The organism is Saccharopolyspora gloriosae (genome assembly GCF_022828475.1).
Taxonomy (GTDB): Bacteria; Actinomycetota; Actinomycetes; order Mycobacteriales; family Pseudonocardiaceae; genus Saccharopolyspora_C; species Saccharopolyspora_C gloriosae_A.
The window spans coordinates 3,464,304-3,477,437 of sequence record NZ_CP059557.1 but is presented as its reverse complement, the minus strand read 5'-3'; the positions used below and the strand labels follow the sequence as shown (position 1 = coordinate 3,477,437).

At 68.7% G+C, this 13,134-nt stretch carries 15 protein-coding genes; 9 read left to right on the top strand and 6 right to left on the bottom strand.

Features of this window, described 5'->3' with window-relative positions; translation table 11 throughout:
* Positions 1 to 86 precede the first annotated feature (86 nt).
* From H2Q94_RS14865 to H2Q94_RS14850, 4 genes are read left to right on the top strand one after another with little or no spacing between them, the layout of a single operon-like run.
* Positions 87 to 1,151 (top strand): s-methyl-5-thioribose-1-phosphate isomerase, encoded by a 1,065-nt coding sequence (locus tag H2Q94_RS14865; RefSeq protein ID WP_243795700.1) that lies wholly within the window; start codon positions 87 to 89, stop codon positions 1,149 to 1,151.
* Positions 1,148 to 1,867: an acireductone synthase gene (gene mtnC / locus H2Q94_RS14860; protein WP_243787677.1), complete on the top strand. Its 720-nt coding sequence runs from the start codon at positions 1,148 to 1,150 to the stop codon at positions 1,865 to 1,867. Before H2Q94_RS14865 ends, mtnC begins: the two co-directional genes overlap by 4 nt.
* On the top strand, positions 1,864 to 2,520 hold the full coding sequence (mtnB, locus tag H2Q94_RS14855) for a methylthioribulose 1-phosphate dehydratase (protein ID WP_243787676.1): 657 nt from the start codon (positions 1,864 to 1,866) through the stop codon (positions 2,518 to 2,520). The genes mtnC and mtnB overlap by 4 nt, the downstream gene beginning before the upstream one ends.
* Positions 2,521 to 2,533: 13 nt before the next feature.
* The gene (locus H2Q94_RS14850) at positions 2,534 to 3,109 is read left to right on the top strand and encodes a 1,2-dihydroxy-3-keto-5-methylthiopentene dioxygenase (protein WP_243787675.1); all 576 of its coding nucleotides are present in this window, start codon (positions 2,534 to 2,536) and stop codon (positions 3,107 to 3,109) included.
* 97 nt (positions 3,110 to 3,206) lie between these two features.
* On the opposite strand, the gene H2Q94_RS14845 is transcribed toward H2Q94_RS14850, so the two are convergent.
* Positions 3,207 to 4,385 carry a macrolide family glycosyltransferase gene (locus tag H2Q94_RS14845; RefSeq protein WP_243787674.1) on the bottom strand — a complete coding sequence of 393 codons (1,179 nt, stop codon included), beginning with the start codon at positions 4,383 to 4,385 and terminating at the stop codon, positions 3,207 to 3,209.
* A gap of 279 nt (positions 4,386 to 4,664) precedes the next feature.
* Here H2Q94_RS14845 and H2Q94_RS14840 point away from each other — a divergent pair, with 279 nt between their 5' ends.
* Positions 4,665 to 4,940, top strand: coding sequence for a helix-turn-helix domain-containing protein (locus tag H2Q94_RS14840; RefSeq protein ID WP_243787673.1), 276 nt, complete (start codon positions 4,665 to 4,667; stop codon positions 4,938 to 4,940).
* Positions 4,941 to 5,029: 89 nt separating this feature from the next.
* Here the strand turns inward: H2Q94_RS14840 and H2Q94_RS14835 are convergent, their stop codons facing one another.
* The 4 genes from H2Q94_RS14835 to H2Q94_RS14820 all read right to left on the bottom strand — a co-directional run bounded on the left by H2Q94_RS14835 (position 5,030) and on the right by H2Q94_RS14820 (position 8,566).
* Entirely contained in the window at positions 5,030 to 6,181 is a 1,152-nt protein-coding gene (locus tag H2Q94_RS14835) for an RtcB family protein (protein WP_397545480.1), read from the bottom strand.
* 304 nt (positions 6,182 to 6,485) lie between these two features.
* The gene (locus tag H2Q94_RS14830) at positions 6,486 to 6,926 is read right to left on the bottom strand and encodes a DUF6314 family protein (RefSeq protein ID WP_243787671.1); all 441 of its coding nucleotides are present in this window, start codon (positions 6,924 to 6,926) and stop codon (positions 6,486 to 6,488) included.
* On the bottom strand, positions 6,923 to 7,615 hold the full coding sequence (locus tag H2Q94_RS14825) for a histidine phosphatase family protein (RefSeq protein WP_243787670.1): 693 nt from the start codon (positions 7,613 to 7,615) through the stop codon (positions 6,923 to 6,925). The genes H2Q94_RS14830 and H2Q94_RS14825 overlap by 4 nt, the downstream gene beginning before the upstream one ends.
* Before the next feature lie 105 nt (positions 7,616 to 7,720).
* Positions 7,721 to 8,566 carry an undecaprenyl-diphosphate phosphatase gene (locus H2Q94_RS14820; RefSeq protein ID WP_258718608.1) on the bottom strand — a complete coding sequence of 282 codons (846 nt, stop codon included), beginning with the start codon at positions 8,564 to 8,566 and terminating at the stop codon, positions 7,721 to 7,723.
* A gap of 368 nt (positions 8,567 to 8,934) precedes the next feature.
* Here H2Q94_RS14820 and H2Q94_RS14815 point away from each other — a divergent pair, with 368 nt between their 5' ends.
* From H2Q94_RS14815 to H2Q94_RS14805, 3 genes are all read left to right on the top strand, one after another.
* Complete coding sequence (locus tag H2Q94_RS14815; protein ID WP_243787669.1) at positions 8,935 to 9,903, top strand: YncE family protein; 969 nt, start codon at positions 8,935 to 8,937, stop codon at positions 9,901 to 9,903.
* Positions 9,900 to 10,172, top strand: a complete 273-nt coding sequence (locus tag H2Q94_RS14810) for a DUF5703 family protein (protein WP_243787668.1) — start codon at positions 9,900 to 9,902, stop codon at positions 10,170 to 10,172. Before H2Q94_RS14815 ends, H2Q94_RS14810 begins: the two co-directional genes overlap by 4 nt.
* A 251-nt stretch (positions 10,173 to 10,423) precedes the next feature.
* Positions 10,424 to 10,585 (top strand): hypothetical protein, encoded by a 162-nt coding sequence (locus H2Q94_RS14805; protein ID WP_243787667.1) that lies wholly within the window; start codon positions 10,424 to 10,426, stop codon positions 10,583 to 10,585.
* 301 nt (positions 10,586 to 10,886) lie between these two features.
* Here the strand turns inward: H2Q94_RS14805 and H2Q94_RS14800 are convergent, their stop codons facing one another.
* Positions 10,887 to 11,612 (bottom strand): TetR family transcriptional regulator, encoded by a 726-nt coding sequence (locus H2Q94_RS14800; RefSeq protein WP_243787666.1) that lies wholly within the window; start codon positions 11,610 to 11,612, stop codon positions 10,887 to 10,889.
* Between the two features lie 145 nt (positions 11,613 to 11,757).
* Between H2Q94_RS14800 and H2Q94_RS14795 the strand changes: the two genes are divergently transcribed.
* A complete protein-coding gene (locus H2Q94_RS14795; RefSeq protein WP_243787665.1) occupies positions 11,758 to 12,915 on the top strand; it encodes an acyl-CoA dehydrogenase in 1,158 nt (385 codons plus the stop codon).
* The last annotated feature ends 219 nt before the right edge of the window (positions 12,916 to 13,134 follow it).

Sequence of the window (13,134 nt, the reverse complement as noted above, 5' to 3'; positions counted from 1 at the left end):
CGTTATCTGGAAGACGTTGCGCCACCGGGGGGTCGGCTCAGTAGCCTGACTCGTCGCCCGCCCACGCGAATCCACAAAGGACAATGATGGCGTTGATCACCGATGGGTCCGGGTCGCCGGTGCTGGCCGACAGCGTGCGGCTCGCCGATGACGGCGTGCACCTGCTGGACCGCAGGGTGTTCCCGTTCGAGCGGACCTGGGTGCACGCACGCACCGTCGACGAAGTCGCCGCCGCCATCAAGGACATGGTCACCCAGTCCAGCGGCCCCTACTTCGCCGCGCTGTGGGGAATGGCGCTGGCCGCGCGCCACGCCGCCGAGGACGAACCGCAACAGGTGCCGACCCGGCTGGCCGAAGCCGCCGACCGGCTCATCGCCGCCCGCCCCACCAACGACCACCAGCGCATCGCGGTGTCCTGGGTGCTCGACGAGGTCGCGGCCGCACGCACCCGCGGCGAGGACTCCCCCGCGGAACTGGCCGCGGCCGCGCTGACCGGAGCGCGCGCAGGCGATGCCGACTACCGAGGCCGCAGCCGCGCGATGGGCACCGCCGCCGCCGCACTGCTGCCCGACGACGGCCGCATCCTCACCCACTGCTGGGGCGATCTGTACCTGACCGAAACGGTCGCGGCCGCCCAACGCGCCGGGAAACGGCTCACGTTCTTCTGCACCGAGACCCGCCCCTACCTGCAGGGCGCCCGGCTGACCGCCGAAACCCTCGCGGAAATGGGCGTGCCCACCACGGTGATCACCGACGGCATGGGCGCCGCCCTGTTCAGCGGCGGCGAGGCCGACGCCCTGCTCACCGCCAGCGACCGCGTCACCCTCGACGGCCACGTGATCAACAAAGTGGGCACGTTGCAGCTGGCGGTCGCCGCCCACGCCTTCGACGTCCCGTTCCACGCGTTGTGCCACGGCCCCGACCCGCACGCCCCCTCCGCGGGCGACGTGCCCATCGAGTACCGCGACGGCGACGACGTGCTGCACACCCTGGGCCGGCGCACCGCGAGCGAACGAGTCCGCGGGCACTACCCGGCATTCGACGTGACACCACCGAGATTCGTGACCACCGTGGTCACCGACCGCGGCCCGTTCGCCCCGCACGACCTGGCCGGATACGCCAAAGCACAGCAGTGGGAGGAGAGTTCGTGACCGCACCGACGGCGGCCCGCTGGGTCGTGATCGACATCGAGGGGACGGTGACCCCGACCAGCCAGGTCCACCGCGTCCTCTACGACTACGCCCGGCCACGGCTGGGACCGTGGATCGATGCGCACCCCCACGACCCGGACGTCGAGGCGGCCGTCGCGGCCGTCCGCGACGAAGCGGGCCTGGACGCCGATGCCGACACGGCCGCGATCGTCGCAGTGCTGCACCAGTGGATGGACGCCGACCGCAAAGCCACCCCGCTCAAAACCCTGCAAGGCCTCATCTGGCAACAGGGCTACGCGGACAAGCAACTGCGCACCGACCTGTTCGGCGACGTGGTGGGCGCGTTGCTGCAGTTCCGCGAACAAGGCGCGGGCCTGGCGGTGTTCTCCTCCGGATCGGTTGCCGCCCAGATCGCATCGTTCTCCCACACCGGCGACGGGGACCTGCGCCACCTGTTCACCCACCACTTCGACACGGTCAACGCAGGCCCGAAACGAGTCGCCGACTCCTACCGGACGATGACCGACGTCCTGGGCGTCGCACCGGAGGCGATCCTGTTCGCCTCCGACGTGCCCGCGGAACTCGACGCCGCCGCCGAAGCGGGCTGGCAGACCGTCGGCCTCGCCCGACCCGGCGAACCCTTCGCCGACACCGATTTCGGTGCGCACCGCGCGGTCACCACGTTCGACGACATCAGCATCGAGGTGCCCGCATGAGCGTCCAACAGCACTCCCCGGCCCTCGATGGCGACGTGCACCGCGCCGGTGCGGCCCTGGCCGCGGAGTCGGCGCGGTTCGCCGCACTCGGCTGGATGCGCGGCACCTCGGGCAACCTGTCGATGACGCTGCAGTCGGACCCGCTGCGCCTGGCCGTCACCGCCAGCGGCCGCGACAAAGGCGAACTCGGTCCCGAGGACGTCGTGGTCGTCGACGCCGACGGCGCCGCGGTACCCGACCAGCCCCGCCCCGACCAGCGCCCATCGGCCGAAGCCGGACTGCACGCCCGCATCGCCCGCGTCGCCGGGGCGGGCGCGGTAGTGCACGTGCACGTGCTGGCCCCGGTGCTGGCCGCCGACCGCTGGCCCGATGGCGTGGTGCTGCGCGACCTGGAAATACTCAAAGGACTCGGCCGCGGCGCCCACGACGACGTCGTGACGGTGCCGGTCGTGCCCAATTCGCAGGACATGACCTGGCTGGGCGACCGGTTCGAGGACGGATTCGACCCGGCGACCCCGGCGTTGATCGTGGCCCGCCACGGCGTGTACGTGTGGGGCGACGACCTCCACCAGGCCCGGCACCGCGCCGAATGCCTGGAATGGCTGGTGTCGTTCACCCTCGCCGCGCACACCGCCCGGGCCGGACACATCTGATGAGGAGAGGCACATGACGCTGCTGACCGTGTGGGACGACACCGATCCCGCCACCGCCACGGTGCGCACCGAGGACCCCGCCGAGATCGGCGGCATCCTCAAGGAATTCGGGGTGCGCTTCGACCGCTGGCAACTGCAGGACCTGCCCGCCGACCCGACCTCCGAGGAAGTCCTCGACGCCTACCGGGCGGAAGTGGACCGGGTCATCGACAGCGAGGGCTACATCAAGGTCGACGCGATCGCGATGCGCCCCTCCGACGACCCGGAATGGCCGGCGAAAGCCAAAGCCGCACGCGAGAAGTTCCTGTCCGAGCACACCCACGACGACGACGAGGACCGCTTCTTCGCCCGCGGCGCCGGGGTGTTCTACCTGCACCTGGAAGGCAAGGTGTACGCGGTGCTGTGCGAGGCAGGCGACCTGCTGAGCGTGCCCGCCAACACCACGCACTGGTTCGACATGGGCACCAGCCCCGATTTCGTGTCGATCCGCTTCTTCCACGACGACGACGGCTGGATCGGCGAGTTCCTCAACACCGACACCGCCGAGCGCTTCCCCGGATTCGACGAGCTGATGGCCTCCCGCAGCTGACCTCGACCCGAACGCGGCGCCCCGCACCGCCCACCGGTGCGGGGCGCCGCCGTGTCCGGATCCGTTGCCGCGGCAGTGGATCCGGACACCGGGACCGTCAGCGGCAGGCGCCCTCGATCACGTCGACACCGGCGACCGCGCCACCCGCGGCGTCGATCTCCGAACGCATGGCCGCGAGGTTCGCGCGGATCGCCTCATCGGCGGCGACCTCATCGACCGCGGCGCGCAGCCCCTCCGCGGTGAGGTCGTCCTCAAGAAGGCGGCGACCGAGGCCGAGCTCGGTGACGCGGTCGGCGTTGGCCGCCTGCTCCAGCATCTGCGGCAGCCCCACCATCGGCACCCCGTAAGCCAGCGACTCCATCGTGGACCCCATGCCGTTGTGCGTGACGAACGCCGAAGCGCGCTGCAGCACGCCCGGCTGCGGGAAACTGGCCCGCACGTCGAAATTCCCGGGAATCTCACCCAGATCCGCCACCTCGACGGTGCCGCCGATGGACATCGCGACCTGCCACGCACCGTCGCTGAACGCGTCGAGGAACGTGCGGTACAGGTCGGGACGGTTGTTGAACGCGGTGCCCAGCGAGATGAACAGCAACGGCGCCTGCTCGTCGGCCGGGGTGTAGTCCTGCTCGGCGCGGCTGCCCAGGCAGGGGCCGATGAAGTGGAACCGGTCGTCGAAGGTCTCGGAGCCGATCTGGAAGGCCTTCGGCAGGAACACGACACTGGTGACACCGGGCACGGGACGCATCGGAACATGATCACCGGGAAGACCGAACTCCGCGGCGAGCTCCTCGAACAGGCCCGCGGCCCGCACCATCACGGGGTCGTCCGGATCGAAGTCGACGGGCAGCATCTTCTGGTGCAGCGACACCTGCTCGTTGGCCGCGAAACTCGGCATCATCGCCACCATCGGCACGTCCAGCTTCTGCGCCAGCATGCGCCCGACCGGAGTCAGCATGTCGAAGCACACCACGTCCGGCGGCTCGGCCTCGAACCGCTCCAGCAGCACCGGCAGCGCCTTGCGGCTCTCACCGTGCAAGAACTCCAGCATCCCCGCCATCGCCTCGACGGTCATCCGCATCTGGGGGGTGACCGAGGGCAGCGACATGGGCAACTCGACACCCTCGGCACCGGCCTGCTCCACGATGCCGGCCATCTGCGGCCCGGTGGCGTAGCTGACCCGGTGGCCACGCCGCGTCAGCTCCTCGACCAGCGGCAACGTCGGATTGATATGCCCGTGGCCCGGCGCGGTGACCACGGCGATGTGCTTCTTCACGATTCCCCTAGCGATCGGCACTGGCCTGTTCGGCCCCATACCAGTCGAGTTTGCCCGCGCCCACGGAGCCGTGGCGGCAGGGGACCGTGCGGCGATCATCACACTGTCTGCTCTCGCCACGGCGCACACCGTAATCACCCCACTGCCGCACCCCGGCCCGGACAGGCGGGACGTCGCCGGTGCTCGATTCGGCCCCAGCCCAGCACATCGCAGCCCGGACACCACATCGAGCCGCGATACCTATACCGGGATAGTTATACCGGCCGTATGATCCCGGGCATGGTGCGCGTACCGCTGAGCCCGGACGAACGAACCCGCGGCGAAAAACTCGGCCGACTCCTGCGCACCGCACGCGGCGACCGCAGCATCACCGACGTCGCCACCGGCGCAGGCATCTCCGCCGAAACCCTCCGCAAGATCGAAACCGGGCGCATCCCCACCCCCGCCTTCTTCACCGTCGCCGCCGTCGCCACCGAAGTCGGCCTCTCCCTGGACCTCCTGCACACCGAAACCACCCCGACAGCAGCCGGGGACCTATCAAAACGGCCTGCATAGGCACCCAGCGATAGCGGAACCCCCACAGCTCCGCCGCCGACAAGACAACGACTTGCAAAGCCCCCTCAGCGCACCCCGGCAGGACTCCGCTAGCCCTTCACACACACCACCTGCTTGAGGTGCGCCACCACCTCGACCAGATCCGCCTGCGCCCGCATCACCTCATTGATGTCCTTGTACGCCGACGGAATCTCATCGACCACACCCGCGTCCTTACGGCACTCCACACCCTCGGTCTGCGCCACCAGATCCGCCGCCGTGAACTCCCGACGCGCCCTCGTCCGCGACATCGCCCGCCCCGCACCATGCGACGCCGACGAGAACGACTCCGCATTCCCCAACCCGCGCACGATGAACGAACCCGTCCCCATGCTGCCCGGAATGATCCCCCACTCCCCACTCCCGGCCCGAATCGCACCCTTGCGAGTCACCAACAACTCCACCCCGTCGTAGCACTCCTCAGCCACGTAGTTGTGATGACACGAAATCGGCTCATCGAACCGCGCACCCGGCACCGTCGCCACCAACGCGCGCTGCACCAGCGACACCATCACCGCCCGATTCCGCCGCGCGTACTCCTGCGCCCAGAACAGATCCCGCCGGTACGACTCCATCTGCGGCGTACCCGCCACGAACACCGCCAGATCCCGATCAGGCAGATCCGCGTTGTGCGGCAACGACCGCGCCACCTCGATGTGCCGCTGCGCGAGTTCCTTACCGATGTTGCGCGACCCCGAATGCAGCATCAACCACACCCGACCCGCATCCGCACCACCCTGCTCCAAACACACCTCGATGAAATGGTTCCCGCCACCCAAACTGCCCAACTGCCGCAACGCCCGCCCACGCCGCTGGCGCACCCCCTCGTGCAACCCGTCGAACCGGCGCCAGAAACCATTCCAACCGGACTCACCACCCACCGGCGACACATCCACCGGCTCGTCATGCATCGAAAACCCCACCGGCACCGCAGACTCGATCCGCCGCCGCAACCGCCCCAGATCGTCCGGCAAATCCACCGCCCGCAACGACGTGCGCACCGCACTCATCCCACAACCGATGTCCACACCCACCGCCGCCGGAGACACCGCATCACGCATCGCGATCACACTGCCCACCGTCGCGCCCTTGCCCAGATGCACGTCCGGCATCACCGCCAACCCGTGCACCCACGGCAAATTCGCGATGTTGCGCAGCTGATCCATCACCGCACCCTCCACCCGCTCCGGATCCGCCCACATCCGAATCGGCACCGAAGCGCCCCGCACCACACCGGCCACCACGACCTCCTGAGAACCGCCGACAAGCCCCCGCTCCCCGGCACACGACACAAAAAAACCCGAGCCACCAGGCCCGGGAATCACCACCACACGAAAACGGCGTCAGAACACGCCACCACGAGCAGGCAGACCGGACCGCGAACCCGACAGTTGTCGCCACACGCTCACAAGACCACCTCCCCACACCCTCGCGGCGCCTCCGACAACGCCCACATCACGACGATCATGTCGCCCACCGCGACCAGCCGCAACCGAATTTCCACCACTACCCGACGCGCTCGAAATCCGTCGTCAACGTGTGCGCCTTCGCAGGCCCCGACACCCGCCACCGCTGCCACCACGAATCCGCGCCCACCACCACGAACTCACCACGATACGAATCCGCCCGGCACGGATGCTCCACACACCACCGACCCGACCGCAGATCCAAATCGTGGAAGAAACCCCCGTAATCGAAGAACACCGACGCCCGACCAGGCCCCGTCACCCGGTAATGCAACGTGCGCTGCGCCGAACCACGATGCGCCCCCAACTCCAGCACACCCCGCTCCCGATAGACCAGCAACCCATCCGGCTCCGCCGAGAACACCGCCTCACCCTCGAAACCACCCAGCCGCGCACCCGCGTCATCCACGATCCCCCGCCGCAACCCCCACCGGCCGACGAAGAAACCCGGCAGATCCTCCACCGCGAACCCCGCGGTCACGACTCCGACGACCCCGTCGAACCACCCACCACCGCATCCGACGACGCCGGCTCCTTCGGCGGCAACAACGCCGACACATCAGAACCCGTGTCGTTCACCTTCACCACGAACGGCCGCGTCTCCGTGTACCGCACCACGCTCAACGAACACGGATCCACCACGATCCGCTGAAAACCGTCCAAATGCACACCCAGCGCATCCGCCAACACCGACTTGATCACATCACCGTGCGAACACGCCAACCACACCGCATGCGGACCGAACTCCGCCGACACCCGCGCATCGTGCTCCCGAATCGCCGCCACCGCCCGCGACTGCACCTGCGCCAAACCCTCACCACCGGGGAACACCGCCGCCGACGGATGCTGCTGCACCACCGACCACAACGACTCCCCCGTCAACTCCGAGACCTTTCGCCCCGTCCACTCCCCGTAATCCACCTCGGACAACCGCTCATCCACCACCGGCTCCACACCACGCGACGCCGCGAACTCCCGCACCGTCTCCGCGCACCGCTGCAACGGCGACACCACCACCGACGACACCGGCACCTCGCTCAGCCGAGCCCCCAGACCCGCCACCTGAGAAATCCCCGTCGCATCAAGGCCCACCCCCGGACTGCGCCCGGCGAGAATGCCCGAACCGTTCGCCGCCGACCGTGCGTGCCTGAGCAAGATGAGAGTCGCCACGATCGCCGAGGGTAAGCCCCACAACCCACACCGCCGAACACCACCCGAACAACACGGCGGCCCGGCGCCAGAAGGCACCGGGCCGCCGCGCGGACGAAACACCGATCAGGGCTGCATCACATCAAAACCGAGCAACGCGAACACCAGCAGACCGAGACCGATCCGGTACCACACGAACAAGTACACGCTGTGGCGCTCCACGAACCGCAACAACCACGCGATGCAGGCATAACCGACCACACCCGCGACCACCGTGGCTACGATCATCTGCACCCCCGAAGGCTGCAGACCAGGCCCACCCTCGAACACGTGCGGAATCTCCGACAACCCCGCCGCGAACACCGCCGGAATCGCCAGCAGGAACGAGAACCGCACCGCCGTCGGCCGCGTCAACCCCAACGACAGACCCGCCGTGATCGTGCCCCCGGAACGCGACACACCCGGAACCAGCGCCAACGACTGCGCCAAGCCCATCAGCACACCATCGCGCAACGTCAACTGGTCCTGAGACCGCCGCTGCTTGCCGAAACGCTCCGCCAATCCCAGCAGCACACCGAACACGATCAACATCGCCCCGGTCACCCACAGACTGCGCAACGCACCCCGGATCATGTCCTGGAACAACAACCCCAGAACCGCGATCGGCACACTGCCCACGATCACGTACCACGCCAACCGGTAATCCTGCGTCCGCCGAACCTCGGCATTCACCAGACCCCGGAACCACGTTCCGATCAACCGCACGATGTCCTTCGCGAAGAAGATCACCACCGCCAGTTCCGTACCGATCTGCGTCACCGCCGTGAACGACGCACCCGCGTCCTCACCGAAGAACAACTCCGAGACGATCCGCAAATGCCCTGACGACGAAATCGGCAGGAACTCGGTAAGACCCTGGACCACGGCGAGCACCATGGCCTGCAACCACGACAACTGAACCCACTCCAGCACATTCGAGAGATGAACAAGGCACGCACCGGCCACGCACCCGGGGCGAAACGCCTCCCCCTCGAACGCAAATCTTGCAACACCACCCGCACCCGCCCGAGACCACCCCGCCCCCACCGGCCACCAGCGACGACCCCGCCCCGCACACCCCGCGCACACGACACCGACCGAGACGAACTCTCGACCAACCCCACATGAACGCCGAACCCCGGCAACACCGCTCGAACCAGCCCTGGTCCACCACCACCCGCCGATGCCATGCTGGACGTTTACTCCCCGGACACCGGGGTGGGCGGACGACCACCACACCAAATCAGGGATCCTGGAACGGTCACCGCCCGAACCGCGGGCGCACGCACCTGGAGGACCCCTTGCGCCGACTGGTCGCCGCCTGCATCACCGCCACCGTGCTCACCGGCTGCGGCAGCGTCGGCGCCGGCGACCCGCTGCAAGTCACCGACACCCTCACCGCCGCCGAACCGGCCCACGCACCCAGAGCCGACGCCCCGCCGGCGGGCACCGTCCGAGCCGCACCGGCCACCACCCGCACCGCCCAGCTGCCGGGCACTCTCGCCACCGCGCACGGACGCACCGTGTCCCTCTACGACACCCGGGACCTCAACCGCCCGCCGCGCACCCTCGAACTGCCCGGCGAACCCGCCACGCTGCGCACCACCCCCGATGGTGCGCTGCTGGCCGCGCAACCCGACGCCGACCTCGTCGCCCGCATCGACCCGGCCACCGCCACCGCCGAACAACTCCGCTATCCCGGCGGCCCCATCGACGCCACCGCCGTGCCCGGCGGACTCGCCGTCGCCCTGCGCGCGACCAACACCGTCGTGCTGCCCAACGGTGTCCAAGCGACCGGTTTCAAGCGCCCCGCCGAGCTGCTCGTCCTGAGCGGCCGGCTCCACGTCCTCGACACCCTCAGCACCTCCTTGATCCCCATCGACCTCGCGACGGGCGACAAGCAACCCGCCCTGCGCGCGGGCACCGGCGCCACCCGGATGGTCGCCGACCGCTACGGCCGAGTCCTCACCGTCGACACTCGCGGCGAAGAACTCCTCGCCTTCGACACCGATCCGCTGATCATGAAGCAGCGCTATCCCGTTCCCGGCGCCCCGTACGGCCTGGCCTACGACCCCGCCCGCGACCTCGCCTGGATCACCCTCACCGCCACCAACGAACTCGTCGGCTACGACATCGCGGGCGGAGAACCCCGAGAAGTCCACCGCATGCCCACCGTCCAGCAACCTGACTCCGTGACCGTCGACCCCGAAACCGGACATGTCTACGTCGCCTCGGCAACCGGGGCGGGACTCCAGGTGGTGACGCCATGAGCGAAGAGAAGGACCCCGAAACCTCTTCCCAGCCCGCCCCCGCCCTCGGCGGGGCGCGGGACGTCGGCTGGACCGACGACAAGTGGGAGTACCGCCCGCTGCGGCTACCGCCGGGGGTCACCCGGCCCAGCGCCGCGACCCAGCTGAGCATCCACGCCGAGTTCTCCGGCTGGGAACTGTCCCGCGTGCTGCTCTACGCCGACGGCACCCGCAAAGTCTGGCTCCGCCGCAAACGCAGCACCCCCGGCGTGCCCGAACTGCTCACCTGAGTCCTCGCCTCCCCGAGACGCCCGGCCCATCGGTCGGGGCGTTTTTCGGTCGTTGTGAGTGTCGAAGGTTTAATTTCAGCTGACACTGATCTTATCGAGTTCATTACACGGCCATGACACTCTGCTGCTTCTGAGCTGTGGTTCATTCCGGTGCACTGAAGGTATCGACGGCGTGGTGGGAGTGCGATCTGTACCACTCCCCAGGACCATCGGCCTTACCCTCCCGACACCCGAAGAACAAGGAGCAGACAGTGGATCCCGCCGAGCGAAACCGGGCCGACGCCCTCGACTACCCCAGTGCGAGCGTGCACACCCTCATGCCGGACGCCACCATCCCGGCGCAGCACCGGCAGCCATGGCCCGACGATCTCGACGACACCGACGAGAGCCACTTGATCCGCGGCTACGACTGAGCAGCCGACGCGGCCGGCCCCTCGCCGGAGGTGCGCGGCGAGCGGTACCGGTCGCCGAACGCGCACGACCGCCGAGCCGCATCGCTCGGCGGTCGACTCCCCGCTCATCGTCGGGGAGCGCCCGGACAGATCAGTTCCGAGATCGACGGTGCAGTTAGGTCTTCGACTCGTCGGTTCCCTCATTGCTGGTGTTGTCGGTGTTCGTCGTGTCGTGATGATTTCGGTCAAGGCTGAAAAGATAGAGCTAAGAAAGTGCCGACGTGGCGTTGAACCACGGACCAGTTTCTGACACTAAGTGCCGCTAGGGTCGCGCGTCGGGGAGATCCCGGAGGACTTCCTCCAGCTGCTTGAGCACGGCCGCGGCCGGTGCCCCGGTGCGCACGACGCCGACGACCACGTCATCGGCCGCGCCGTCCCAAGCCGAGGACAGGCCGGTGCGCACGACCGCCAAGGCCCCGCGCAACCGGCTGCGCGCGTCGAGGTGGGCACCGCTCTTGAGCCACTCCCGCAGGACCTGGTTGTGCGCGGCGACGATCGCGGCCGCGGCCACCGCCGCCCGCAGCGCCCCGTCCGGATCTTCCGCATAACGGCCGCGCAGGTACCGCGCGAACGCCCGCTGGTAGCCGTCGGTGCTGGCGATCTCCTTGTCCCGCAAGGACGACACCTGCCGGGTGAGGGCGAACCGCTGCAGCGACACTTCGGGCTCGGCGAGATAGGTGTCCAGCACCGCCTCCGCGGCCCGGCTCACCACCAGCAGCGGTTCCTCGGTGCCGACGGCGCCGTCGAGGAACTCCGCCGCATCCGCCAGCCGCTCCTCGTGATCACCGAAGACGGCGTCCTCCTTGGACCGGAAGTACCGGAAGAAGGTGCGCCTGCCGACACCCGCGGCCTCGGCGATCTGATCCACCGTGGTCGCCTCGAACCCGTTCGCCGCGAACAGGTCCAGCGCCGCCAGCGACAACGTGCCGCGGATCCGGCGACGGCCCTGCGGAGTGCGACCGGCTCGCGGTCTCGGCTGCTCGGACATGGCCGAAATATACCCACCCTCATTGTCGGTGGCACTGCGTGCCGTTAGGATTTCGTCGCACGAGGATGCGGAGGGCATCATCCACCGCACCCGGATCCGGCGATCACCACGACCCCAGCGGCACGCTGGAGACGGGAGGCAAGCGGTGAACCCGAACTTCGAGACCTACCGACTGGCCGACGAGCACGACGCCCTTCGCGAAGCGGTGCGCGCGCTCGCCGAAAAGGAGATCGCTCCGCACGCCGCCGAAGTCGACGAGCAGGAGCGCTACCCGCAAGAAGCACTCGACGCCCTGGTCAAAGCCGGTTTCGCCGCGGTGCACGTGCCCGAGGCGTACGGCGGCGAAGGCGCCGACTCCATCGCCACCTGCATCGTCATCGAAGAGGTCGCCCGCGTCTGCGCCTCCTCCTCGCTGATTCCCGCGGTGAACAAGCTCGGCACCATGCCGATCATCCTGTCCGGCTCCGAGGACCTCAAGAAGAAGGTCCTCGGCGACCTCGCCGCGGGCACCGCCACCGCGTCCTACGCGCTGTCCGAGCGGGAAGCCGGCTCCGACGCCGGATCCATGAAGACCCGCGCCCGCCAGGACGGCGACAACTGGGTGCTCAACGGCACCAAGTGCTGGATCACCAACGGCGGCGTGTCCAGCTGGTACACCGTGATGGCCGTGACCGACCCGGACAAGGGCGCCAACGGCATCAGCGCGTTCGCCGTGCACAAGGACGACCCCGGCTTTGTGGTCGGCCCGAAGGAGAAGAAGCTCGGCATCAAGGGTTCCCCCACCGTGGAGCTCTACTTCGAGGACTGCACCATCCCCGGCGACCGCATCGTCGGGGAGCCCGGCACCGGCTTCAAGACGGCGCTGCGCACCCTCGACCACACCCGTCCCACCATCGGCGCCCAGGCCATCGGCATCGCCCAGGGCGCGCTGGACGCGGCGATCGACTACGTCAAGGAACGCAAGCAGTTCGGCAAGTCCATCAGCGACTTCCAGGGCGTGCAGTTCATGCTCGCCGACATGGCGATGAAGATCGAGGCCGCCCGGCACATGGTCTACATCTCGGCGGCCCGCGCCGAGCGCGGTGAAGGCAACCTCGGGTTCATCTCCGCGGCCGCGAAGTGCTTCGCCTCCGACGTGGCCATGGAGGTCACCACCGACGCCGTGCAGCTGTTCGGCGGCGCGGGCTACACCCGCGACTTCCCCGTCGAGCGCATGATGCGCGACGCCAAGATCACCCAGATCTACGAGGGCACCAACCAGATCCAGCGCATGGTGATGGCCCGGTCCCTGCTCAAGGGCTGATCCGGCGAAGCGGATCCGACCGCTCCCGAACCTGTGGCCCCCGGTATCGCCGGGGCCACAGGCATGTCGTGACCTGCGATGCCCGCTGCCGAAGCCCCTGAGACACCTCCCCCGCACCGCCGCGACACCCGGGAAAGCTCATGAACGTCCTGCGCGATCTGTTCACCTTCATCGGGCGGCTCGGCATCGGCATCATCCTCATCGCCCACGGCAAGACGA

Bases quoted from the DNA above. Each gene is read 5' to 3' on its own strand.
- H2Q94_RS14840 (WP_243787673.1), top strand. From the start codon at position 4,665: ATGGTGCGCGTACCGCTGAGCCCGGACGAACGAACCCGCGGCGAAAAA.
- H2Q94_RS14835 (WP_397545480.1), bottom strand. From the start codon at position 6,181: ATGTGGGCGGATCCGGAGCGGGTGGAGGGTGCGGTGATGGATCAGCTG.
- H2Q94_RS14800 (WP_243787666.1), bottom strand. From the start codon at position 11,612: ATGTCCGAGCAGCCGAGACCGCGAGCCGGTCGCACTCCGCAGGGCCGT.
- H2Q94_RS14850 (WP_243787675.1), top strand. From the start codon at position 2,534: ATGACGCTGCTGACCGTGTGGGACGACACCGATCCCGCCACCGCCACG.
- H2Q94_RS14810 (WP_243787668.1), top strand. From the start codon at position 9,900: ATGAGCGAAGAGAAGGACCCCGAAACCTCTTCCCAGCCCGCCCCCGCC.
- H2Q94_RS14865 (WP_243795700.1), top strand. From the start codon at position 87: ATGGCGTTGATCACCGATGGGTCCGGGTCGCCGGTGCTGGCCGACAGC.
- mtnB (WP_243787676.1), top strand. From the start codon at position 1,864: ATGAGCGTCCAACAGCACTCCCCGGCCCTCGATGGCGACGTGCACCGC.